The organism is Pseudomonas migulae NBRC 103157, from assembly GCF_002091715.1.
GTDB lineage: Bacteria > Pseudomonadota > Gammaproteobacteria > Pseudomonadales > Pseudomonadaceae > Aquipseudomonas > Aquipseudomonas migulae_A.
Genome location: NZ_BDAG01000006.1, coordinates 170118 through 193582 on the forward strand (window position 1 = coordinate 170118; position 23465 = coordinate 193582).

The following is a 23465-nucleotide window of genomic DNA, read 5'->3' on the forward strand; positions in this document are numbered from 1 at the left end:
GAAAGTCCAGACACACAGCCCCAACCTCACCATTGGCGACGGTTGGACAACGTTTATGGAAAAGGTTTTATGACAGGCAAAAAAAAGCCCGCTGGGGAGACGGGCCAGGTGTTGCTTTCTAACGGATGAGTTGAGACTACGTAAGACCTTGTGAAAACTTTGTGAAAAAACCGGACGAAAAAACAGGCATCAGCAAAATCATTCAGGCATAAAAAACCCCGCTCGATGACGGGGTCTATTCATGGCAGCTACTTCCTGACCGGAGCCGCTACCTTGGGTAAAAATTTAGCCTTCGGTCCCTGGCGCACCATCGTCTTCATCTTGCCGAGCTTGACCTTGTCGTCACCAAAGCCCGAGTCATAGTCTGTCTGGCCACACTGCACGCAATTGTTGATCGGAAATTCAGCACCGTCGTCTTCGATATACGGATCAGTCATCTTTTCACCCCTCTCAAAAGCGGGATCGACACCGGCAAGCCCTATTTGCCTGAAACATATCGACCACCAAGCTTTTGAGACTAGTCGGTCACTACCGGACTTGTAATTCAGATTTCCCGATGCCCGACGAATGGCCCACCTCGCTTCCTACAAACCAACACATCAATTCGTACCGGACTCACCTCAGTTTAACGGCTGTCCCGGTGACGAAAACCACCACCATCCCGCCCTTCCCGGCCGGCATGCTGATCTCATAATCAAGCCCCACCACAGCATCGGCCTGAATCGCACGCGCCCGTTCCTTGATCTCATCGGTCGCCTGAATCCGCGCTTCCTTCAACGCACGCTCCAATGTCTGAGAGCGCCCGCCGAAGAAGTCGCGCATCCCGGCGAACATGTCCCGAATAACGTTGACGCCCTGTACCGACTCGGCGCTGACGATGTCCAGGTAAGCCGTGATTTGCCGACCTTCGATGGCGTGGGTTGTGGTGGTGATCATGGGATTTCCTTTTTCAGGGCCTTGGGACTCAAGGCAACCGGGATAAATAGAGAGCCAGCGCATCAAACGCCGGCAACGTAACGGGATCGTTGGCCGAGTTGCTGGCAACGGGATGGGAAGCGTACCGAACAATCACCACCTCGGCCGCTGGGTCGACATAGATGCGCTGCCCATGAACGCCCCGCGCCATGAACGCCCCGCCCGTCTTGTCCGTCACCCACCACATCGACCGGTAACTCCAGCCTTTCAACAAATCGTAACCGGCCTTGGCAAAGGCTTGCTTGTTACCGCCACGACGGATGTCATCGACCACCGTTTTGGGCACGATCTGTTGGCCATTGAACCGACCGTCGTTGCGCAGCATCTCGCCAAACAAACGACCCAAAAAACAGTTCACATTCCCATATCGTTCCCATATCGCCCTTTTTCAGACGCCAAAAACCACAAACCCCCGACTTTCTCTAGGAAAATCAGGGGTTTGTGTTTTACAAATTTGGCGGTGAAGGAGAGATTCGAACTCTCGATACAATTTCTTGTATACACACTTTCCAGGCGTGCTCCTTAAGCCACTCGGACACTTCACCGTATCTCGTCAAACATGTTCTGTCTGTCGAGGCGCGCTAATGTAGTCGAAAGCTTTTCTGATGGCAAACTTTTTTTGCAGAATTTTCATGCGGTTAGCGATTTAGACGTTCTGCGGGTTTCGGAGTATGGCAAACCTGCCAATCTCCGGCTTCGCGCCCTCGCCTCTATATAGAAGGGAATACACGGTGGGTGTGGTGGGTCGGGCTTGCCCGAAGGGGAAAAGTGTGACTGGCGGGTCAGTCACGGCGCTTTACCTGGCCGGCGGCGGTGGGTAACGTCTGCCTCAACTTTCATACAAGGAATAGCGTCATGAGTGAGTTGATTTCCTACCACCTCGAAGACGGAATCGCGACCCTGACTTTGAGCAACGGCAAGGTCAATGCCATCTCCCCGGACGTGATTGCTGCGTTTAACGCTGCGCTGGATCAGGCGGTGACTGATCGTGCAGTGGTGATCATTACCGGTACGCCCGGGATTCTGTCGGGCGGTTATGACTTGAAAGTGATGACTGCCGGTCCCAAAGAAGCCGTGTCGCTGGTGACGTCCGGTTCGACTCTGGCCCGTCGCCTGCTGTCGCACCCGTTTCCGGTGATCGTTGCATGCCCGGGTCACGCGGTGGCCAAGGGTGCGTTCCTGTTGTTGTCGGCGGATTACCGCATCGGTGTCGACGGCCCGTTCAGCATTGGCCTGAACGAAGTGCAGATCGGCATGACCATGCACCATGCCGGTATCGAGCTCGCGCGTGATCGTCTGCGCAAATCGGCATTCCACCGGTCGGTGATCAATGGCGAGATGTTCAATCCGCAGAGCGCCGTGGATGCAGGCTTCCTTGACGTGGTGGTATCGGCCGAAGAGTTGCAGGGCGCAGCCCTGGCGGCGGCTCGTCAACTGAAGAAGATCAACATGACTGCGCACAAGAACACCAAGCTGAAAGTGCGCAAGGCGCTGCTGGAAACACTGGATAACGCGATCATCCTGGATCAGGAACACATGGGTTAAGCCCAAACGCGCGCCACTGAAAGCCCGACCGTCGTGTCGGGCTTTTTCGTATAGGCTCTGTTGAAAAGCCTGCAACTGCTCTAGAACACGTCTGACCAACAAGTCGGAAACATGCGCTCAAACATCGGCTATCTCCTACCTCTATAGCGGCAATTGCCGAAAACAGTGCACATCCGTACACTGCGCCACCTTTTGTCCCGGTGGGGCCTGTAAATGCTGTTCGTGTTTCGCATGTTATTGATGGGCCTGCATTTTGTCCTGGCCGGTGTGCTGGGGGTGATCCTGGGCCTGTGTCGGCCGTTCAATCCGGACAACAGCCGTTTGTGCGCACGTCTGTATGCGTGGCCGGCGATGTGTATTTTGCGTTTGCGGGTGAAGGCAGAAGTCGGTCCGTTGATGAACAAGCCTGACAGCTGCGTGATCATCGCCAACCACCAGTCCAACTATGACCTGTTTGTGTTCGGCAACGTGGTGCCCCGCCGCACCGTGTGCATCGGCAAGAAGAGCCTGAAGTGGGTGCCGTTGTTCGGCCAGTTGTTCTGGCTGGCCGGCAATGTGTTGATCGACCGTGGCAATGCACACAAGGCGCGCCAGTCCATGCTGACCACGACGCGCACCTTGCAGCATGAGGACACCTCGATCTGGGTATTCCCGGAAGGCACGCGCAACCTCGGCGAAGAACTGTTGCCGTTCAAGAAAGGCGCGTTCCAGATGGCGATCGCAGCCGGCGTGCCGATCGTCCCGGTGTGTGTGAGCAGTTACGTCAAACACATGCGATTGAACCGCTGGCGCAGTGGGAAAATTCTGATCCGTTCACTGCCGGCCATTCCAACCGCCGGACTGAGCCTGGACGACATGCCCCTGCTGATCGCCCAGTGCCGCGAGCAGATGCGCGAGTGCATCGCCTCGATGGATCGGCAACTGCAAGCCGCATGAAACGAAACCCGCCCTGTGCGGGTTTTCTTTTGCTTGCGAGCCTGTGTCTTCGAACTCCGCAGATTTCACTGACTCTCAAGCAGCAGACAAGGCTAAGCTGAACACTGCCTGCCACCTGCAAATAAGAAGTGAAGCTGAATCATGGGTAGAGTTGTTGCTGCTGCGGTTTATAGCGCCGGTAAAAAAGTCACCAATATTACCCTCGACGAAGGCGCTGCCTGGGCTGCAAAACCTGGCCACTTTGTCTGGATCGGCCTTGAAGAGCCGAATGCCCAGGAGCTGTTCAACCTGCAACGCCAGTTCAACCTGCACGAACTGGCCATTGAAGACGCCCTGGAAAAACACAGTCGACCGAAACTGGAAACCTTCGGTGATGCTCTGTTTATCGTCACGTATTCGCCTATACGAAACGAAGGCCGACTGGAATTCATCGAGACTCATATCTTTGCCGGCAATGGCTACATCATTACTGCGCGCAACGGCCACTCGGCGTCCTACGCCCTTGTCCGACAGCGTTGTGAGGCGCGTCCGCTGTTGCTGGAGCACGGGGAAGATTTCGTACTCTATGCCATCCTCGACTTCGTGATTGAAAACTACCAGCCGATGGGCGAAGCGATCCATGCAGAGATCGATGAGCTGGAACGTAACGTGCTGTGCAGCGCACTGAATGAACATGACATCCAAAAGCTTCATGGCCTGCGCCGAGACGTACTGCGCTTGCGTCGTTATGCGGCGCCGATGGTGGAGATCGGTGAAGAACTGCAGAAACTGAGCTTTCCGTTTATCGACAAGAACATGCGCCCTTACTTTCGCGATGTGCAGATTCATGTGACACGGCAGTTGGAAGACCTGACAACCCTGGCGGATATCGCCAGCCAGACGATTGAAGTCGGGGTGTTGCTGGAGGCGTCAAGACAGAGCGTGGTGCAACGCAAGTTTGCGGCGTGGGCGGCGATACTGGCGTTCCCGACAGCGGTGGCCGGAATCTACGGGATGAACTTCGAGGACATGCCTGAGCTGACCTGGCATTACGGGTATTTCGCGGTGTTGGGCTTTATCACGGTGGGGTGTGTGGGTTTGTGGGCGAGTTTCAAGAAGTCGGGGTGGTTGTAGCCGATACCGGGGCGTCTGGAAATTCGCGGGCGATCCGACTTGCCCGCGAAGCTCTTAGCGTTAAACAGTTTCTGGCTTATGCGCCACAAACCGCATCATCCACTCCGCAACGGTAGTGCCGTGATGCTCATGTTCAAGGCTCGCCATGCCTTTCGAATAAATCTGCTCGCCCAGCACTTCCTGACGAATATCCAGCAACGCCCGCGAATAATCGTGAATGAACTCCGGATGCCCCTGGAAGCACAGCACCTGATCGTTGATGTGGTACGCGGCGAACGGGCAGAAATCGCTGGACGCGATAACCGTGGCGTTTTCCGGTAGCGACGTCACCTGGTCCTGGTGACTGATCAACAACGTCAGCTCTTCGCGCACCGGGCTCATCCATGGCGCCTTGGCCGCCAGTTTGTAGCTGTGCGTGCCGACGCCCCAGCCCTGGGTCGCGCGCTCGCTCTTGCCGCCCAGCAGCAACGCCAGTAACTGATGGCCGAAGCACACGCCCAGCAGTTTGTCGCCGCGTTCGTAACGGGTCAGCAGGTAAGCCCGGAGGGTTTCGATCCATGGGTCGGTGCCGAAGGAGTCGGCCTTGCTGCCCGTGACGAGATAAGCGTCAAAAACCTCATCATCGCTCGGGTATTCGCCCTGCATCACGTTGTAGACGGAGAACTCGGCCGCGATGGGTTGCTGCGAAAACAGACGCTGGAACATCTGCCCGTAACCCTGATATTGATCGACCAGTTCCGGACGCAGGATGTCGGTTTCCAGAATGCAGATGCGTAACGACATAAAAAATACCTGACACGTGATGGGAATAATGCACACCCCAGAGCCTGCCTCGAAACAGGGTGACAAGGCAAGCCCCGGAGTGCGTCATCGGTCCCTTAAAACACCTCCCCTTTGGCGGCTTTTTGCAACAGCAGCGCCGGTGGTGCGAACCGTTCGCCGTACTGTTCGGCAAGGTATTGCGCGCGGGCAACGAAATCCTTCACGCCGTACTGGTTGATGAACTGCAGCGCGCCACCGGTCCAGGCCGCAAAACCGATACCGAAGATCGACCCGACGTTGGCGTCCGCCGTCGAGGTCAGCACGCCCTCCTCCACACAGCGCACCGTTTCGATGGCTTGTACGAACAGCAAGCGGTCACGCACATCCTTCGGCGAAATCTGCCCATCAGCTTTTTCGAAGCGGGTTTTCAGCTCCGGCCACAAATGCTTCTGGCCACCGGCCGGGTACTCGTAGAAACCACCGCCCGCGGCTTTGCCCGGACGCTTGTATTCGTTGAGCAGCAAGTCAATCACCGCAAAGGCCGGGTGCTCAATCAACGGTTTCCCTTCCGCTTGCAGGTCTTTGGCGGTTTGCTGGCGGATATGGCTCATGAGGCTGAGGGAAACTTCGTCGGAGATCGCCAGAGGCCCGATCGGCATGCCGGCCTTGCGGGCTTCGGTCTCGATCATCGCTGCGCTTACGCCTTCGCCGAGCATGGCGATGCCTTCGTTGGTGAAGGTGCCGAACACCCGAGAAGTGAAGAAGCCGCGGCTGTCGTTGACCACAATCGGCGTTTTCTTGATTTGCAGTACGAAATCGAACCCGCGGGCCAGGGTTTCGTCGCTGGTGTGGGCACCTTTGATGATTTCCACCAAGGGCATTTTTTCCACGGGGCTGAAGAAGTGCAGGCCGATGAATTTGCTCTGATCCGGTACGGCGGTGGCGAGACCGCTGATTGGCAAGGTCGAGGTGTTGGAAGCGATCACCGCGTCAGGGCCAACGATGAGTTGTGCGGCGGAAGAGACTTTGGCTTTGAGTTCACGGTCTTCGAAAACGGCTTCAATGATCAGATCGCAGCCGGCCAGATCGGCATCCTTTTCAGTGGTTTTAATTCGCGCCAGCACTGCATCGCGCTGCTCGGCGCTCAACTGGCCGCGGGCAACTTTCTTGTCCAGCAACGCCGCCGAATGAGCCTTGCCTTTCTCCGCAGCCGCGAGGCTGATGTCCTTGAGCACCACTTCGATGCCCGCCGATGCGCTGACAAAAGCAATCCCGGCGCCCATCATCCCGGCGCCCAGGACACCCACGCGACGCGTGACATAAGGTGCAAACCCTTGAGGTCGCGAGCCGCCCGCATTGATCTCGTTGAGCTGGAACCAGAAAGTGCCGATCAGATTTTTCGAGATCTGTCCGGTGGTCAGTTCGGTGAAGTAACGGGTTTCGATCAGGTGCGCGGTATCGAAATCCACTTGCGCACCTTCAACTGCGGCGCACAGGATTTTCTCCGGCGCGGGCAGGCAGCCCTGGGTTTTGGTGCGCAGGATCGACGGCGCTATCGCCAGCATCTGCGCAACTTTTGGATTCGATGGCGTACCGCCCGGTATCTGATAGCCCTTGACGTCCCAGCGCTGTACAGCCACTGGATTGGCGATGATCCAGGCTCGAGCCTTGGCCAGGAGCTCATCGCTATTGGCTGCCAGTTCATCGATCAGACCCGCCTGCAAGGCTTGCTGCGGGCGGACCTTCTTGCCTTCAAGCAGATACGGCAAGGCTTTTTCCAGACCGAGCATGCGCACCATGCGCACCACCCCGCCGCCGCCCGGCAACAGGCCGAGGGTGACTTCCGGCAAGCCGAGCTGCACCGATGAATTGTCCAACGCCACGCGGTGATGGCACGCCAGGCAGATTTCCCAGCCTCCGCCCAGCGCCGCGCCGTTGATCGCGGCGACCACCGGTTTACCCAGGGTCTCAAGGGTGCGTAATTGGCCCTTCAGCGTCAGCACCATGTCATAGAACGCTTTGGCTTCGGGTTTGCCGACCTTGATCAGTTCATTGAGGTCGCCGCCGGCGAAGAAGGTTTTCTTGGCCGAGGTGATGATGACACCGGCGATGCTTTCTTTTTCGGCAACCAAACGGGCAACGCAGGCAGCCATGGCCTCGCGGTAGTCCGCATTCATGGTGTTGGCGCTCTGGCCCGGCATGTCAATGGTCAGGACGACGATCTGGTCCTGCCCTTTTTCGTAACGAATGGCTTCGGTCATGGCTCTTTACCTTAAGAATCAGTTTCCTAAAAATCGGGGGCTCAGAGGCGTTCGATGATGGTGGCAATGCCCATGCCGCCGCCGACACACAGCGTCGCCAGGCCATAGCGCAGGCGCCGGGTTTCCAGTTCATCGAGCAGCGTGCCGAGGATTGCGCAGCCAGTGGCGCCGAGCGGGTGGCCCATGGCGATGGAGCCGCCGTTGACGTTGACCTTGTCCGGATCGATGGACATGTCCTTGATGAATTTGAGCACGACCGAGGCGAACGCCTCATTGACCTCGAACAGGTCGATGTCTTCGACCCGCAGCCCGGCCTTGGCCAGCGCCTTGCGCGTGGCCGGCGCCGGGCCGGTGAGCATGATGGTCGGGTCGGTGCTAGTCACCGCCGTGGCAACAATCCGCGCCCGTGGCTGCAAGCCCAGCGCGCGGCCCTTGGCTTCGGAGCCGATCAACATCAGCGCCGCACCATCGACGATCCCGGAACTGTTGCCCGGTGTGTGCACGTGGTTGATTCGCTCGACATGGCTGTAGACCCGCAGCGCGGTGGCGTCGAAACCCATTTGCCCCATCATCTCGAAGCTCGGTTTGAGCTTGCCCAGGCCTTCGAGGGTGGAGTCGGCGCGGATGAATTCATCATGATCAAGCAGCAGGATGCCGTTCTGGTCCCGTACTGGCACCAGCGATTTGCTGAACGAGCCATCGGCCCGGGCCCGCGCGGCTTTTTGCTGGGAATGCTGCGCGTAGGCATCGACGTCCTGACGGCTGAAACCTTCAAGGGTGGCGATCAGGTCGGCGCCCACGCCTTGCGGTGTGAAATGGCTGTGCAGATTGGTTTCCGGGTCCAGCGCCCAGGCGCCGCCGTCGCTGCCCATCGGCACCCGGGACATCGACTCGACCCCACCGACCACCACCAGCTCCTCAAAGCCGGAACGCACTTTCATCGCCCCGAGGTTCACCGCCTCCAGCCCCGACGCGCAGAAGCGGTTGATCTGCACACCCGCCACGCTGACGTCCCAATCGGCCACTTGTGTCGCGGTTTTGGCAATGTCGGCGCCTTGATCGCCGACCGGCGTCACGCAGCCCAGCACCACGTCATCGACCTGGCTGGTGTCCAGAGAAGTGCGCTGCTGCAGCGCCTTGAGCAACCCGGCCACCAGGTTCACCGGTTTGACACTGTACAAGGCGCCATCGGCCTTGCCTTTGCCACGGGGCGTGCGTAACGCGTCGAAAATCAAAGCTTGGGTCATGACGTCCTCGAACCTGACGGTGAAAATCTGAGCCTTCACCTTATGCCGAGCCACCGCCGATTCAATGACCGCAATGCTCACGGACGTTGACGGACACGCTCAGACGGACGGTAGTGTGCTACCGGATTAACCGTTTCAGGACACCGACATGTCTAGCAAAAGGGCGGCAAAGAAGCTGGCAATAGGCCTCATACCTTTTTCAAAGCAATAAGCACGCACTCCATACGAAATGGATCTAAACCACGAGTGACGCGGGCCCTAAGGTGAACATATGCGAAGTTGTCGTCGGGTTTTGCCGAGGCGCTCGCACTACAGGAAGTGCAACGCGCTGCCGTCATGGAGATATGCAGGCAGGCATCAGGAAATAACAAAAAAGGCGGTCAAGCCATGTTCAAACATTCGAAAGTACGTCAAGCCGGGCTCATTCTTTTCGCCACTACGCTGTTGTTGATTTTGCCGAACCTGACGAAGGTGATCGGCTAGTCGGTTTTAAAAATACGGCGCCAAGGTTTTTTTATCGCCTCATCAAAAATGTGACTGGCTCGCTACCCGGGCCAGCGTGGGTGTGCCACCCTTTGCGGCACTTCCACGACATGGACGGCGATCATTTGAAAACGCTCATTCTGCTCGGGGCCTTGCTGTTCGGCTCGCCCCTTTATGCCGCACAGCTGAACCTGGAGCTGGGCGCGAACAGTCGCACCTGGCAGACCGAGGAATTGCTCAAGCATCCTCAGTTACAGACCATCACGATCAGCAACGACGTTTCCTATAAACGGGACATGAGTTATCTCGCCGTGCCCCTGGCGGCGTTGTTGACCGGCATCAAGCCTGACGATCACCTGCAAGCCGTGGCGCTGGATGGTTTTGCTGCTGAACTGGCGGCCGCGCCGTTGCTCAATGCCAAGGGCGCGCGGGCCTGGCTGGCGATTGAAGACCCGGCCAGACCGTGGCCAGCGTTGTCCGAGGGCAAGCACAGTGCAGGTCCCTTTTATCTGGTCTGGACCGATCCGCAGGCGGGCAACATCAGCCCCGAGCAATGGCCGTTCGAAGTGGCGAGCATCAAGCGCATGGCGCCGGTGGCCGAGCGCTTCCCTGCCCTGCTGCCTGATCCGGCGTTAAAGGCGAGCGATCCGGTGAATCAGGGGTTTACGCTGTTTCAAAAGAACTGCCTGGCGTGTCATCGACTCAATGGCGCCGGGGATGCGCAGTTCGGGCCGGATCTGAACATTCCGTTTAACCCGACCGAGTATTTTGGCGCGGACTTTTTGAAGCGCTATATCCGTGATCCGCAGAGTTTGCGGCAGTGGCCGCAGGCGAAGATGCCGGGGTTTTCGGCGCAAGTGTTGCCCGACGGCGATCTGGACTTGTTGGTGGGGTATTTGAAGCATATGGCGGGGCGCAAGGTTAAACCCTGACGCTATTCCCTGCCCTTGTAGGAGCTGGCTTGCTAGCGATGGAGTGTCAGTCGACATCGTTTTCGCTGACACACCATCGCTAGCAAGCCAGCTCCTACAGGGGTTGCGGTGTTCCTGATTACTGCTGCTGGACCGAGATCACAGGCATCGGCGTCGGCGACACAAACACCTTCGCATGCATCTGCTCACACCCGCCGCCGCGACGCATCCCGCGCACCGGGCAGGCATCCAGGTAATCCAGGCCCACCGCCAGCTTCAAATGGCGCTCCGGCCGCGCCAGTTCATTGGTCACGTCAAAGCTGTACCACGCGTCGTCCAGCCAGGCTTCGGCCCACGCGTGACTGGCCAGGTGCTCGCAGTTCTCGCTGTACAGATAGCCCGACACATAACGCGACGGAATGCCCAGGCTGCGGGCGCAGGCGAGGAACGCGTGCGTGTGGTCCTGGCACACGCCCGAACGCCCGGCGAAAGCCTGAGCCGCGCTGGTGTCCACTTCGGTGGAGCCCGGCGTGTAGGTCATGTGCTGGTTAAGGCCATGCATCAAATCGATCAGCGATGTGCGATCCCGACGCTTTTTACATTCCTTTTCGGCGAACGCACGCAAGGCTTCGTCGGCTTCGGTCAGGCGCGTGAAACGCAGAAACGGCAGCGCCGACTGGCTCTCGTGCTCGGCTTCACGCAGTTCGTCGATATCGACCTGACCACGGGCGCCGATGATGATTGCTTCGTGCGGTTCGTCCATGGTCAGCACATGCAGGATGTTGCCGAATGGATCGAGTTGCGCGCGTACCGGGCGCGGCAGGTCGAGTTGCCAGCTGAGCACGTGCTGGCGCTCGCTGTCGTGAGGGGTCAGTCGCAGGTACTGGATGCTCGCCCGCACCTGATCTTCGTAGTGATAGGTGGTCTCGTGGCTAATGGAAAGTCTCATGCAGCCTCCAGGTAGGAACTGTGTATGGCGTTACCCAACTGGCGCACCAGCGGGATGAACTCGGTCAGCCAGGCATGCAGGCCTTCGTCGAGGATTTCGTTGATGCCGGTGTAGCGCAGGCGCGCGTCCATTTCAGCGGCGAGGCGTTGCGCGGGACGGCCGTTGGCGCCGGGCAGTTGAGCGAGGATCTGGTCGATTTCTTCGGTGCAGGCCCGTAGCGAACGTGGCACATCAGCACGCAACAGCAGCAGTTCGGCCACATGCCGGGCACCGGGCGCATCACGGTAGATTTCGGTGTAGGCCTCGAACGAAGACAACGCCCTCAATAAAGCACTCCACTGGTAATAGGCATGCGCTGTGCCATCGCTGACCGCTTCGGCCTGATCGCCGGCCATTTCGTAGCGGGCATCGAGCAGGCGCAAGGTGTTGTCAGCCCGTTCGATAAACGTGCCCAGCCGAATGAAACGGAACGCATCGTTACGCATGATGGTGCCGTAGGACGCGCCGCGAAACAGGTGCGAACGTTCCTTGATCCACTCGCAAAAACGGCTCATGCCGTAGCGACTCAAACCTTGCTCGGCGATCCCGCGAATTTCCAGCCAGGTGGCGTTGATGTTTTCCCACATGTCGGCGGTGATTCGCCCACGCACTGCATGGGCGCTGGCTCGCGCAGCGCCGAGGCAGCTGTAGATGCTCGCCGGGTTGGCCGCGTCGAGAGCGAAAAAATGCAACAGCCGTTCGGCATGCAGCTCGCCGTGGCGTTCCAGGTAGTCGTCCAGGGTGCCGGTGATCAACAGGGGCATCGCGAGTTCATGCAGACCGTCACCGCGACCATCCTGCGGCATCAGCGACAGCGAATAACTGATGTCGAGCATCCGTGCGAGGTTTTCCGCCCGCTCCAGGTAACGCGACATCCAATACAAATCCGAGGCAGTTCTACTTAACATGGCAGGCTTCCTTCAATCCTCGACCACCCAGGTGTCCTTGGTTCCGCCGCCCTGCGAGGAGTTCACCACCAGGGAGCCTTCACGCAGGGCGACACGGGTCAAACCGCCAGGTACAACCCGGGTTTCGCGGCCAGACAATACAAACGGACGCAGGTCGATGTGGCGTGGAGCGATGCCGTTTTCGACAAAGGTCGGACAGGTCGACAGGGACAACGTCGGTTGCGCGATGTACGCGTGGGGCTTGGCCTTGATGCGGGCGCGGAACGACTCGATTTCCGCCGCCGTCGCCGCCGGCCCCACCAGCATTCCGTAACCGCCTGAGCCCTGGGTTTCCTTGACCACCAGGTCCGGAAGATTGGCCAGCACATGGGACAGCTCAGAAGGATTGCGGCACTGGAACGTCGGCACGTTCTTCAGGATCGGCTCTTCATCCAGATAGAAACGGATCATGTCCGTCACAAACGGATACACCGATTTGTCGTCCGCGACCCCGGTGCCGATGGCATTCGCCAGCACCACGTTGCCCGAGCGGTAGGACGACAACAGCCCCGGCACCCCGAGCATCGAATCCGGATTGAACGCCAGCGGATCGAGGAACGCATCGTCGAGGCGACGGTAGATCACATCGACGGCTTTCGGCCCGTCCGTGGTGCGCATGAACACCTTGTCGTCACGCACGAAGAGGTCCGCGCCTTCCACCAGTTCAACGCCCATTTCCCGCGCCAGGAATGCATGCTCGAAAAACGCACTGTTGAAACGCCCCGGCGTCAGCACCACCACGCTCGGGTTATCGATCGGGCTGGAGCTTTTCAGGGTGTCGAGCAACAGGTTCGGATAATGGTCGATCGGCGCGATGCGCTGGGCCGAGAACAGTTCGGGGAACAGCCGCATCATCATCTTGCGGTCTTCGAGCATGTAGCTCACGCCGCTCGGTGTACGAAGGTTGTCTTCGAGCACGTAGTACGTGCCGTCGCCATCGCGTACCAGATCGACGCCGGAGATGTGCGAATAGATATCCCGGTGCAGATCCAGGCCTTGCATCGCCAACTGGTATTGCTCGTTGGCCAGCACTTGCTCGGCCGGGATGATGCCGGCCTTGATGATGCGCTGTTCGTGATAGAGGTCGGCGAGGAACATGTTCAACGCCTTGACCCGCTGGATACAGCCACGTTCGACAATCCGCCATTCGCTGGCGGGGATGCTGCGCGGAATGGTGTCGAAGGGAATCAGGCGCTCTGTCCCCTGCTCGTCCCCGTAAAGCGTGAAAGTAATCCCGGCGCGATGAAACAACAGATCGGCCTCGCGTCGCCGTTGGGCCAGAAGCTCGTCAGGCGTCTCGGCCAGCCAACGGGCAAACTCCCGGTAATGCGGGCGGACCTGGCCGCCGGCATCGTACATTTCATCAAAATAGGTGCGGATCATGCCGTACTCCTTGTCACCCGGACATACAGGCCTTCGCAAGGCCCGTGCCATCGGCATAAACGCTTTGATATCAATCGGTTGGATATTCGTCGCGCATACACCGCACCATTCCTGTGCGGTAAATGCCCCAACCTGATCGCCCCCGCTTCATTGCGAAGCAATGCTTTCGCCTATCACCAGCATAGCCAGAGTTGATTTCACTGCCCGGCCGTGGCTGCTGATAATCCGTGCATTCGCTGTAAAAGCTCACCGAACTTCCCTTTTAGCCGCCTTGCTCAGGCGGCTTTTTTTTGTTTCGGGGTTTGTGCCCGGTGGTGTGGTCGCCGGCTTGGCGGAGATTGGGAGGACGCCATCGCCAGCACGCCGGCTCCTACAGGTTTTGGGGCATGGCACACATCACCGGCAACCACACGGCCCCATTGCTGGCGAGGGGGCCTTGAATTCCGCACAAACGAAAACGGCCGACCCGAAGGTCAGCCGTTAGTGGATGTTGTCGCTGTTCATAGTGTTATGCGAGTAGCCCTCGTACCTCCTGCTTGACGCCCCAGCCTTCGATGATGCCGCCCAAAGGCTCGACCACCGCCTCGAAGTCCTGCTCAAAGTCGCCGATGCCGTCGTAAGTGGCGGACATCACTTTACTCAGTTCCAAGGCCCATGCGCCGTCATCGCGTACGCTGATCTGTGCATTCATGGATTCGCCGGAATAATGCCCTGCCGCCCTGCGTGCCCGCTCCTCGTCCGGGAAAATGGCGTAGAACTCGATCGGATGGAATCGTGAAAAGTCGAAACCGCCTTCTTTCATGCGGCGCAGTACCGAGCTGCTGATGTCTTCTTGATAGGCTGTGCTCATGAAACGTCCTCCTCAAACCGATGGATAGACTTTCCGTACTCCCGACGCCCGCAACCGAATGGTGTGAGCAATGCAGCAACCACGTTGCCGCCGGGAAACAAGCATGTAGCTGACAAGACCAGACCTTAGCGATCCAATCGCTGATCTCGCTTGCAGAGTAGCCTCAAGTAAGCGCCCCTGCCAAGGCCTGGTGTTTCAAGAGTGTGCCAAAGGGTGTATCAGACGGGAGTAATGCCGAGGATTTGTATGCTGTTCTGGGTCTTGAGGTTCTTGACGGTAGCGTCAGCAGTGCGCCCCTCCAGATCGTTCAGATCCAGTTCGGCGGCGACGGGAAAAAGACGCTCCTTGAGCAGTTTCGCGGCGTGCTCGTTATCCGGGCACTCATCACACTCAAAGATTTCGTCGACTGTTTCGCCGTGATCATCCACGAAAGTGATCTTCCACTTTTGCATCAGTGCCTCCTCGAACAAACCCGCAAATGGGTTTACAACTATCTGGACTTTTGGCTGGACTGATCGTTCAAAAGGATCGCAGGCAAGCATGAAAAACACGCTCCCTGTAGGAGCTGGCTTGCTAGCGATGCAGACGCTGCGGTTTGTCTGATACACCGCGTCAATCCAATCGCTAGCAAGCCAGCTCCTACAAGGGTTATGCGTACTTCTTCAGTTTAGTCGTTGCTTGGCTTATTGATCGCTTGCAGCACGTATTGCGGCAAGGCAAACGCGCCAATGTGGATTTCCGGGTTGTAGTAGCGGGTGATGATGCCGCTGCCGGCGAAACGCTGCTGCAGGGTTTCGCGAGTCAATTTGCGATAGGCGGTATTGGTCGCGCCCCAGGCAAATGTCATCGAACCGCCGATGTAGGTCGGCACGGCCGCCTGATAGAAGTGCCAGTCCGGGAACAGGCTGCGCAGGCGCCCGGCGGTGGTTTTGACTTCTTCGATCTGCATGAACGGCGTGCCGTTCTGGGTCACCAGGATACCGCCCTCGTTCAGGCAGCGACGGCAGGCCTGGTAGAAGTTTTCCGAGAACAGCACTTCGCCCGGACCGATCGGGTCGGTGGAGTCGGAGATGATCACGTCGAACTTTTCGGTGGTGGTGGCGACGAAGCGCATGCCGTCATCGATCACCAGGTTCAGACGCGGATCATCGAACGCACCCTTGGAGTGGTTCGGCAGGAATTCCTTGCACATGTCGACCACGGTGCCGTCGATCTCGACCATGGTGATGTGCTCGACGCCACCGTGTTTGGCCACTTCACGCAGCATGCCGCCGTCACCGCCACCGATGATCAACACGCGCTTGGCGCTACCGTGCGCCAGGATCGGCACGTGGGTGAGCATTTCGTGGTAGATGAATTCGTCGGCTTCGGTCGTCTGGATCACGCCGTCCAGCGCCATGACACGACCCATGCGCGGGTTCTCGAAAATCACCAGGTGCTGGTGTTCGGTGCGCACTTCGTGCAGCAGTTTTTCCATGCGAAAACGCTGGCCGTAGCCTTCGTAGAGGGTTTCCAGGTACTCGCTGGCAGGGGTGTTGCTCATGGGAAGTGCTCCGATGAATGCGGGTGGCAACGGACGGTTACCCGCCCATGATGGCCAATCGATCTGCTCGATTGCCCGGGAAAGGCGCGCATTCTACGTCGCGGAAGATGACAGGTCGAACCTTCTGACTCCACATAACTGTAGGAGCTGGCTTGCCAGCGATCGGATCACCGCGGTGTATTTGACAGACCGCGTCGTCTGCATCGCTGGCAAGCGAGCTCCTACAGGTTTTGTGTAGTTTTCGGGTCAGATTCGCACATTACCCCGTGGCCCGGCGATGGCCCAGATGATCAGGCCCAAAACCGGCAGCAGCAGGATCAGCAGGACCCAGATGATTTTCATCCCGGTGTCGGCGCCACTTTTCAGCACGTTGATGATTGCCCAGATGTCCAGGGCAAGAATGATCAGGCCAACCAGGCCGTTGAACGTGGAACCCATGGTGTCGCTCCCTAAGAGTGATGTGCACTCTTAGGATAGCCGGCTCCCGCGCGGGTTCCGTTTTATTCCATCAAACGTGGATGGCCACTTTCAGGGCTTCCAGGGAAGGCGCTGCCGCGATGCCGACCTCGGCGCACAACTCAAGCACACGCGGGACGTCGTTACCGTAGACCAGCACCACTTGCAGTTCGTCGTCCAGCAACTGGCTGAAGTTCATCAGCGTGTAACCGCCGTTTTCCTTGTTCATGCTGCCCATCTGTACCTGGATGCGATTGAGCGCGGTCAGGGCTTCGGTCTTGGCCAGTTGCTTGGGTTTGATGTTGAAATCCACGCCCGGACCGAACGACGCGACGATCTGCGCGAACAGGTCCATGTAGGTGTCGGCCTGGAACAGCACGGTTTCCGGCAGGCTGCCGACGACGACCCACTCGCCGAGCGGAATCGGGAAAGTGTCGTCATAGTTGATGTCCGGATTGGCCGCCAGAAACGCCTCTGGATCAGCGTACGCCTGGGCCGCTTCGTCAGCGACTTTGAGGATTTCGTCTTCGCTCATGCACCCGGAGCTGATTTTGCTGATGAGTTCGACGAGTGCGGCTTTCATGGGGGCGGAATCCTGTAGCGAGGGAATTTTGAAGGCGCGAAGGATAGCGCATTACGCCCCGCAATTCCTGCGCGGAACGCAGTCGGGAATGTTGACGCATATCAAAATCCGGCGCCTCGGGTAGCGGCACAATGCTGGCACCTTGCCAATGCTGTTTCCGCTATCAGAGAAGACCTCCATGGGTGCCTGGATTAGCAACATCTCGCTGAAATATAAATTCTGGGCGGTCAACGCTGTCGCCTTCGTCACGACCCTGTTGTTGGTGCTGTACGCCGTACAGCTCGAGCAGCAGGCCCGCAGCCACGCCTCACAAGCGTCCGCTCAAGCGCAGGCACGATTGCTCAACGCCTGGCCGGCCGGGCAAGCGCTGCCCAAGGCCGAGAACTTGCTGACGTTCAGTCGCGGACAGGCGCCGATGCTGAACGAGCAGCCCGTGCTGGAACTGGCGGATGCCAACGGCTGGGTCGAGATCAACTCGATGCCGCTGTTCGGCGACAACCCGCTGATGGGCGCGGAAGTGTTCACGCGCGCCGATGGCTTGCAGGTGGCGGTGATCGCTCATGGCCCGAGCCTGAGCCAGGTGTTTGGCGAGCGTTTCGCCAACTACGCGGTCGCGGTGTTCATTCTGATGCTGGCGATGCTCGGAGCGTCGCAACTGTTGATCCGATTTCTGCTCAGCCAGCTCAACACCTTGAAAGACGTGATGCTTCACGTTGAGAAAACCGGCGACCTGTCAGCCCGTGTACCGCTGGCCTGCAGCGACGAGGTCGGGCAGATGGCCGGCGCGTTCAACGCCATGCAGGCCGGCTATCAGCGGGTGGTCAACACCGTCGCCAGCACCGCCCGGCAACTGGATGTCGGCGCGGCGCGCCTGGCAGCGAGCATGAACGAGGTGCGTCACGGCATGCTGGGCCAGCAAAGCGAAACCGACCAGGCCGCCACGGCGATCAACGAAATGACCGCCACCGTCTACCACATCGCCCAGCACGCCGGCGCCACCCGCGACCTCTCGCAATCCGCTGACACCCTGGCCGGCAGCGGCCAGGAAGTGGTCAGTCGCGTGCAGAAGTCGATTGCCGGGTTATCCACTGGTGTGCAGCAGACGGCCGAGATGATTCAGCGTCTGGCCGAGGACAGTCAGAAAATAAACGGCGTGGTCAATGTCATTCACAGCATCGCCGAGCAAACCAACCTGCTGGCGCTGAACGCCGCGATTGAAGCGGCCCGCGCCGGGGAAATGGGCCGTGGCTTTGCGGTGGTCGCCGATGAAGTGCGCAACCTGGCCAAACGTGTGCAGACCTCGACCGACGAAATCACCCTGATGGTCTCGGCGTTACAAGCCGGAACCCGGGACGCGGTGGATTTCATGCAGGAAAGCTCGTTCAAGGCCGACGATTGCGTGCAACAGGCTCAAGAGGCCGGGGCCGCATTGGTGGAAATCACCAGCGCCGTGGCGCAGATGCGTGAAAGCAACACGCAGATCGCAGTGGCGGCCGAGCAGCAGAGCCAGGTGGCGGAAGAGATGAACCGAGCGGTGGTGAGCATTCGCGATGTGACCGAAAACACCGTGCAGCAGACGGTGGATTCGGCGACGACCAGTAATGAGTTGGCGGCGTTGGCTGGGGAGTTGAGCAAGGCCATAGGGCAATTGAAACTCTAAAGCCCTCTTCGCGGGTGGCGATCCGACTTGCCCGCGAAGGCGTCTGTGTGGCCCACATCAATTTCGGCCATGACACCTATCACTCCGATAGCCATCCTTGATTCGCCGCCCGCCCATGCCGCGCCTATTCTTCAATCATGTGTTCAACATGGATCGAGGATCAGCATCATGGGCAAACGTCACCCCAACCTTCCCGCCTGGCAATGGCGCGCGTACCCGGACAACCACCAGCACCCGGCGAATCTGGTGCTGCACCTGATTGCCGTGCCGCTGTTCATCGTGGCCTTTCTGCTGTTGGTGTGCGGGGTGTTCAGCCTGAGTTTTGCGAACTTCGCGATCGGCATCATCGGCCTGCTCGCAGCCTTGGGTCTGCAACGTCACGGCCACAGCCTGGAGGCGCAAGCCTCCGAGCCGTTCAGTGATCGCAAAGATGCGGTGTCGCGCTTGCTGGTCGAGCAGTTTCTGACCTTTCCGCGCTTTTTCCTCAGCGGCGGCTGGTGGCGCGCCTGGCGTGAGCGCCACCGTCGTCACTGATCAGGCAAAAATCGTCACGGTCTGCCGGCTCATGGCGATCAACTGACCCTCAGCGCTCCACAGTTTCGCGGCCGCATGACCGTAGCCGTCAGCGGCATATTCGATTTCAACGAGGTATTTGCACCAGTCCAGGGTGCTCAGTTCGAGCAACGGCTGGACGAATTCGATGGTCCAGGTCAGCGTGCTGCCCATCGCGACCTTCTTCAGGTGCGGCAACAGCGCCGGTGGCCAGGCGTCGACCAGCGCGAGAATATGCGACTCAGTGACCGACTCTTCCTTCACATCACCCCGCAAGCGCACCCAGCCGCCCATCTCGCGGGATTTATTACCGCTGAACGGCAGGCCACCGACACTCCAGCGCATCGCCAGGTGGCGCATGAATTCCGGGGTCATGCCTTTGACATACGGCAGTTCCTGGCAATCGTCCCAGTGCTTCATTTCGGGGGCCGGCGTGGCGGTTACCGCCACTTCGGACGGTCGCGAGGCGCCGAAGCTGCCCTGAATCAACGTCACCACCTGTCCCTTCTGCATCGCCCGGCCCAACACCTGGCTGACCGCCTTGCCTTCGCGCAGGACATCGACTTCAAAACTGACCGGCACTTCGGGTTCTACGGGCCCGACAAAGGTGATCGCCAACGAGCGCACGGGGCGATCCGCCGGCACCCGTGCGCGCATGGCTTCGTATTGCAAAGCCGCGACCAGGCCGCCGAAGCTGGCACGTCCCTGTGCCCATTCGGCCGGAATAGACAGCTCCAGCGGCTGGCTGCGGACGGCGTCGAGCAGATCGGAAAAGCGCATGAAAACCTCAAGGGCGGATATGGAATGCAGAGATGTTAACCAGCCAGCGAAGATGGCACAGCGCTTATTCTGGCCAAAGAGGCTGACAGATAGGCCGCGTTTGGCTTGAGCATGATTCCTCGGACAACTCATAACCCTGTGGGAGCGGGCTTGCCCGCGATAGAGGTCAGAACATTCAACATTGATGTCGACTGTCAGACCGCTATCGCGGGCAAGCCCGCTCCCACAGGGTTATGTGGTGTCCACCCGATTGGTGACGAGACCTACATTTGGATTAGTGTTGTTTCTCAGGACTTGAAGCAGGAAGCACTGAGTTTGTCGAGAACACGGTCGGCTCGGCCTTCAGCCTTGGCCATGGTGGTTTTCCACACGGCAATACAAGGTTGCAGATCCGCTTCCTGTTCGGCGCGGGCCAGCCATTGCCAGCAATCGTGCCAGTCACCCAAGGCAGCCTGGGCCGATTTGAGCTTCGGCAAGGCCGGTTTCGGTAAACGGTCCAGTTCGGGGTAGGCCTCGATGCCATAACGCACACGCTTGATCAGCAAGCGAAGTCGATGGCGATCATGAGCAGGATCGTGCAAGGCTTCATCGAGTTTTTTCCACTGTTTGCCCAGACGCTTCTCGATGCGTTTGCGTAAACCCTTGAGCAACCCCTGACGTTGGGACGCCCGCAGAAAACGCGGGAAGGCATCGAAAATCATCAGCAGCTGCGCCAGCTCAGTGCTCGCCGCAACCGCCGGATAGGCCTCGGCCATTTGCGCCATGCGGCGCTGCGCGGCCTCGGGTTGATCGTGCTCGAGCAAGTACGCCGCCAGCACTTCGCGGTCGCGCAACGGCGTGGTCAGGTCACCGACCCGGGACGCCGCCACTTCCAGTTGCTCGACCCCGGGCAAGCCGCGCAACGGCCGCAGCAGACTGCGCAAACGGCGAACCGTGGTGCGCAGATCGTGCAACGCTTCCGGGTCGGTGCGGGCATTCAAACGTGCCTGACAGGCCAGCAAACGGACTTCCAGGCCCAGAACATGGGCCACCAACCGATCAACCAAGGCAGACATCGTTTGCTCCCTGAATTGAATTTCTGATGCCTACATCATGCCTTAACGGCCGGCGCGTGATTCACGAATATAGAAACGTGCCTTCTCGGCTTTCCTGGTACAGCCTTCGAACGCTTCGAATTGCTGCTGGGTCTTGGCACCGGTCAGCAATGACAGGGCCTTGGAGTAACTGACGGTGCCGGCAAAACCTTCGGCCTTGGCCAGGTCCAGCTCCCGCCACGCGGCATCGATCCCGCTGCCGCAGCTGTCACGGTAAGCGGTTTTACCGGCACAACCGGCGAGTGCAAGCGCTATCAAAGGCACACAGATCCAGGCTTTCATTACTCACACCTCAAAAATAGGTAAACAGTCGTGCAGGTAAGACGGTCTGGCGCGTGAAAAGTGCCTTGGCCCCGCTGCGGAAACTATAGCGCTCGCGAGAATAACCGTCTGCCGCCATAGAGTGTCGAAAAAACGACGCGTTTACCCTGCCAAGCGACCTTAGCGATTGAAGCACGCCCCTCGTTGGGTGCATTGTTGAACCTTGTCAGACGAGGGCGATTCATGAAAAAACGTGTCGCACTGGTGCTGGGTTCCGGTGGAGCCCGAGGCTATGCCCATATCGGTGTCATTGAAGAGATCGAGCGGCGTGGATACGACATCGCCTGCATCGCCGGTTGTTCGATGGGCGCCGTGGTCGGCGGGATTTATGCCGCCGGCAAACTGGATGAATACCGCAACTGGATCGAGAGCCTGGATTACCTCGACGTGTTGCGTCTGGTGGATGTCAGCTTTCGACTGGGCGCGATTCGCGGGGAAAAGGTCTTCGGGCAGATCCGCAAGATCGTCGGCGAGATCAATATCGAAGACCTGCGCATCCCCTACACGGCGGTGGCTACCGACCTGACCAACCAGCAGGAAATCTGGTTTCAGGAAGGTTGCCTGCACCAGGCGATGCGCGCCTCGGCGGCCATCCCGAGCCTGTTCACGCCGGTGATGCAGGGTAATCGCATGCTGGTGGACGGCGGTATCCTCAACCCTTTGCCGATCGTGCCGGTGGTGTCGAGCCATTGCGACCTGATCATCGCGGTCAACCTCAACTCAACCAACCAGCGCCACTATCAACTGCCGGTGATCCAGCGCCCCGCCGCGTTCAAGACCCGGTTCGACAGCCTGATGAGCTCGGTAGGCTCGAAGCTGCCGTTCCGGCGCAAGCAAGCGGAAAAGTTGCTGCTGCTGGAAAAGGAGGCATTGATCGCAGAGGCGGCCGAGATCAACCCGTGGATCGAATCCGCCGAACCGGAAGCCCAGCAACCGGCGGCTGCCCCGGAACGCGATGGCGCGCCGAAGTCCGCCACCGGCTCATTCATCATCGACAACGTGGGGCCGGCGTCCTTGCTGGATTTGATCAACCAGAGTTTCGAGGTGATGCAGACGTCGTTAGCGCAGTACAAGATTGCCGGTTATCCGCCGGATATCCTGATCAACGTGCCGAAGCGGGTGTGCCGGTTTTTCGAGTTTTACAAGGCGCCGGAGTTGATCGCACTGGGGCGGGAGATTGCGCGGGATACACTGGATCGGTATGAGAATGAGCGGGACTCCTGAAGTTCTCGAGTGAATGTGAGGGCCTCATCGCCGGCAAGCCAGCTCCTACAAAGTTTGAGGTGATCACAAGATATGCAAACGACTCTGGTCCCTGTAGGAGCTGGCTTGCCGGCGATGGGGCCGGACGATTCAGCACAAAAACTAAACCCCACCCTCACTCAAAAGCCGATACCCAACACCCGCCTCGGTCACGATAAACCGCGGCTGCGTCGGATCATCCACCAGTTTCTGCCGCAAATGCCCGACCACAATCCGCAAGTAATGACTGTCCTCGGTATGGGTCGGCCCCCAGATATCCTTGAGCAATTGCTGCTGGGTGATCACCCGCCCCGGATGCCGCGCCAGTTGCGCCAGCACCGCGTATTCCTTGCGGGTCAACGCCACTTCGACACCGTCGAGCAACACCCGGCGATAAGCCAGGTCCACCGTCAACGGACCGAACGCCAACGCCGCTTGCTGCGCCTCGCCCACCGGCGCCTGACGCAACAAGGCACGCACTCGCGCCAGAAATTCCTGAATGCCGAACGGCTTGGTCACGTAGTCGTTCGCACCGCCATCCAGCGCTTCGACTTTTTGCCCTTCGCCGGCACGCACCGACAGGACCAGCACCGGCACCGTCGACCATTCACGAAACTCGCGCAGCACTTGCTGGCCGTCCATGTCCGGCAGACCGAGGTCGAGCACCAGCAGGTCCGGTTTGTTCAACGCGGCCTGTGCCAGACCTTCCGTGCCGGTGCCGGCCTCAAGCACTTTATAACCTTGGGAAACGAGGCTGATGCGCAGGAACTTACGGATCTGCGGTTCGTCGTCAATGACCAAAATGGTCGCAGTCTGGCTCATGGTTTCTGATC

Annotated in this window: 24 protein-coding genes, 1 tRNA gene and 1 pseudogene; 7 read left to right on the top strand and 19 right to left on the bottom strand. The window is 59.0% G+C overall.

The genetic code is table 11. The features are described from left to right. Positions 1 to 248: 248 nt before the first annotated feature. The 4 genes and pseudogenes from PMI01S_RS07245 to PMI01S_RS07260 all read right to left on the bottom strand — a co-directional run bounded on the left by PMI01S_RS07245 (position 249) and on the right by PMI01S_RS07260 (position 1520). Positions 249 to 437 (bottom strand): hypothetical protein, encoded by a 189-nt coding sequence (locus PMI01S_RS07245; protein WP_084318785.1) that lies wholly within the window; start codon positions 435 to 437, stop codon positions 249 to 251. A 178-nt stretch (positions 438 to 615) separates the two neighbouring features. Next, entirely contained in the window at positions 616 to 936 is a 321-nt protein-coding gene (locus PMI01S_RS07250) for a YbjQ family protein (RefSeq protein ID WP_084318787.1), read from the bottom strand. 28 nt (positions 937 to 964) lie between these two features. Next, positions 965 to 1309: pseudogene (locus tag PMI01S_RS07255) on the bottom strand (6-aminohexanoate hydrolase); the annotation flags it as partial. A gap of 121 nt (positions 1310 to 1430) precedes the next feature. After that, positions 1431 to 1520, bottom strand: a tRNA-Ser gene (locus PMI01S_RS07260). Between the two features lie 310 nt (positions 1521 to 1830). Here PMI01S_RS07260 and PMI01S_RS07265 point away from each other — a divergent pair. The 3 genes from PMI01S_RS07265 (at position 1831) to PMI01S_RS07275 (ending at position 4569) form a co-directional block, all read left to right on the top strand. Then, complete coding sequence (locus PMI01S_RS07265) at positions 1831 to 2520, top strand: crotonase/enoyl-CoA hydratase family protein (RefSeq protein ID WP_084318789.1); 690 nt, start codon at positions 1831 to 1833, stop codon at positions 2518 to 2520. Positions 2521 to 2733: 213 nt separating this feature from the next. Next, entirely contained in the window at positions 2734 to 3456 is a 723-nt protein-coding gene (locus PMI01S_RS07270; protein WP_084318791.1) for a 1-acylglycerol-3-phosphate O-acyltransferase, read from the top strand. A gap of 141 nt (positions 3457 to 3597) precedes the next feature. After that, positions 3598 to 4569, top strand: coding sequence for a magnesium and cobalt transport protein CorA (locus PMI01S_RS07275; RefSeq protein WP_084318793.1), 972 nt, complete (start codon positions 3598 to 3600; stop codon positions 4567 to 4569). A 60-nt stretch (positions 4570 to 4629) separates the two neighbouring features. Here the strand turns inward: PMI01S_RS07275 and PMI01S_RS07280 are convergent, their stop codons facing one another. The 3 genes from PMI01S_RS07280 to PMI01S_RS07290 all read right to left on the bottom strand — a co-directional run bounded on the left by PMI01S_RS07280 (position 4630) and on the right by PMI01S_RS07290 (position 8839). Beyond that, on the bottom strand, positions 4630 to 5352 hold the full coding sequence (locus tag PMI01S_RS07280; protein ID WP_084318795.1) for an amidotransferase: 723 nt from the start codon (positions 5350 to 5352) through the stop codon (positions 4630 to 4632). A 95-nt stretch (positions 5353 to 5447) separates the two neighbouring features. Next, positions 5448 to 7592: a 3-hydroxyacyl-CoA dehydrogenase NAD-binding domain-containing protein gene (locus PMI01S_RS07285; RefSeq protein ID WP_084318797.1), complete on the bottom strand. Its 2145-nt coding sequence runs from the start codon at positions 7590 to 7592 to the stop codon at positions 5448 to 5450. A 41-nt stretch (positions 7593 to 7633) separates the two neighbouring features. Continuing rightward, positions 7634 to 8839, bottom strand: coding sequence for an acetyl-CoA C-acetyltransferase (locus PMI01S_RS07290; RefSeq protein WP_084318836.1), 1206 nt, complete (start codon positions 8837 to 8839; stop codon positions 7634 to 7636). A 593-nt stretch (positions 8840 to 9432) separates the two neighbouring features. Between PMI01S_RS07290 and PMI01S_RS07295 the strand changes: the two genes are divergently transcribed. Further along, on the top strand, positions 9433 to 10254 hold the full coding sequence (locus PMI01S_RS07295; RefSeq protein ID WP_084318799.1) for a c-type cytochrome: 822 nt from the start codon (positions 9433 to 9435) through the stop codon (positions 10252 to 10254). 118 nt (positions 10255 to 10372) lie between these two features. Here PMI01S_RS07295 and PMI01S_RS07300 read toward each other — a convergent pair whose 3' ends face one another. The 8 genes from PMI01S_RS07300 to PMI01S_RS07335 form a co-directional block, all read right to left on the bottom strand. Beyond that, positions 10373 to 11182 (bottom strand): transglutaminase family protein, encoded by an 810-nt coding sequence (locus PMI01S_RS07300; RefSeq protein WP_084318801.1) that lies wholly within the window; start codon positions 11180 to 11182, stop codon positions 10373 to 10375. Continuing rightward, the gene (locus PMI01S_RS07305; RefSeq protein ID WP_047531601.1) at positions 11179 to 12129 is read right to left on the bottom strand and encodes an alpha-E domain-containing protein; all 951 of its coding nucleotides are present in this window, start codon (positions 12127 to 12129) and stop codon (positions 11179 to 11181) included. The genes PMI01S_RS07300 and PMI01S_RS07305 overlap by 4 nt, the downstream gene beginning before the upstream one ends. 12 nt (positions 12130 to 12141) lie before the next feature. Continuing rightward, on the bottom strand, positions 12142 to 13551 hold the full coding sequence (locus PMI01S_RS07310) for a circularly permuted type 2 ATP-grasp protein (RefSeq protein ID WP_017337349.1): 1410 nt from the start codon (positions 13549 to 13551) through the stop codon (positions 12142 to 12144). Positions 13552 to 14059: 508 nt separating this feature from the next. Next, positions 14060 to 14401 (bottom strand): ribonuclease E inhibitor RraB, encoded by a 342-nt coding sequence (locus tag PMI01S_RS07315; RefSeq protein ID WP_017337348.1) that lies wholly within the window; start codon positions 14399 to 14401, stop codon positions 14060 to 14062. A 218-nt stretch (positions 14402 to 14619) separates the two neighbouring features. Next, positions 14620 to 14853, bottom strand: a complete 234-nt coding sequence (locus PMI01S_RS07320; RefSeq protein WP_084318838.1) for a hypothetical protein — start codon at positions 14851 to 14853, stop codon at positions 14620 to 14622. Positions 14854 to 15068: 215 nt separating this feature from the next. Then, complete coding sequence (speE, locus tag PMI01S_RS07325; RefSeq protein ID WP_084318803.1) at positions 15069 to 15944, bottom strand: polyamine aminopropyltransferase; 876 nt, start codon at positions 15942 to 15944, stop codon at positions 15069 to 15071. A 246-nt stretch (positions 15945 to 16190) separates the two neighbouring features. Beyond that, positions 16191 to 16382, bottom strand: a complete 192-nt coding sequence (locus PMI01S_RS07330; protein WP_033055745.1) for a PLDc N-terminal domain-containing protein — start codon at positions 16380 to 16382, stop codon at positions 16191 to 16193. Positions 16383 to 16452: 70 nt separating this feature from the next. Then, positions 16453 to 16983 carry a hypothetical protein gene (locus PMI01S_RS07335; RefSeq protein WP_084318805.1) on the bottom strand — a complete coding sequence of 177 codons (531 nt, stop codon included), beginning with the start codon at positions 16981 to 16983 and terminating at the stop codon, positions 16453 to 16455. A gap of 178 nt (positions 16984 to 17161) precedes the next feature. Between PMI01S_RS07335 and PMI01S_RS07340 the strand changes: the two genes are divergently transcribed. Together PMI01S_RS07340 and PMI01S_RS07345 are read left to right on the top strand one after the other, a co-directional pair. Beyond that, positions 17162 to 18643, top strand: a complete 1482-nt coding sequence (locus tag PMI01S_RS07340) for a methyl-accepting chemotaxis protein (protein WP_084318807.1) — start codon at positions 17162 to 17164, stop codon at positions 18641 to 18643. 168 nt (positions 18644 to 18811) lie between these two features. After that, positions 18812 to 19177: an Mpo1-like protein gene (locus tag PMI01S_RS07345; RefSeq protein WP_017337343.1), complete on the top strand. Its 366-nt coding sequence runs from the start codon at positions 18812 to 18814 to the stop codon at positions 19175 to 19177. Here PMI01S_RS07345 and PMI01S_RS07350 read toward each other — a convergent pair whose 3' ends face one another. The 3 genes from PMI01S_RS07350 to PMI01S_RS07360 all read right to left on the bottom strand — a co-directional run bounded on the left by PMI01S_RS07350 (position 19178) and on the right by PMI01S_RS07360 (position 21351). Then, entirely contained in the window at positions 19178 to 19975 is a 798-nt protein-coding gene (locus tag PMI01S_RS07350; protein WP_084318808.1) for an acyl-CoA thioesterase, read from the bottom strand. It lies immediately after the preceding gene. A 287-nt stretch (positions 19976 to 20262) separates the two neighbouring features. Beyond that, positions 20263 to 21030 (bottom strand): CHAD domain-containing protein, encoded by a 768-nt coding sequence (locus PMI01S_RS07355; RefSeq protein ID WP_084318810.1) that lies wholly within the window; start codon positions 21028 to 21030, stop codon positions 20263 to 20265. A gap of 42 nt (positions 21031 to 21072) precedes the next feature. Beyond that, positions 21073 to 21351, bottom strand: coding sequence for a hypothetical protein (locus PMI01S_RS07360; RefSeq protein ID WP_084318812.1), 279 nt, complete (start codon positions 21349 to 21351; stop codon positions 21073 to 21075). Between the two features lie 222 nt (positions 21352 to 21573). Here PMI01S_RS07360 and PMI01S_RS07365 point away from each other — a divergent pair, with 222 nt between their 5' ends. Continuing rightward, entirely contained in the window at positions 21574 to 22614 is a 1041-nt protein-coding gene (locus PMI01S_RS07365) for a patatin-like phospholipase family protein (RefSeq protein ID WP_084318814.1), read from the top strand. Positions 22615 to 22755: 141 nt separating this feature from the next. On the opposite strand, the gene PMI01S_RS07370 is transcribed toward PMI01S_RS07365, so the two are convergent. Beyond that, positions 22756 to 23454, bottom strand: a complete 699-nt coding sequence (locus PMI01S_RS07370) for a response regulator (RefSeq protein ID WP_084318816.1) — start codon at positions 23452 to 23454, stop codon at positions 22756 to 22758. Positions 23455 to 23465: the final 11 nt, after the last annotated feature.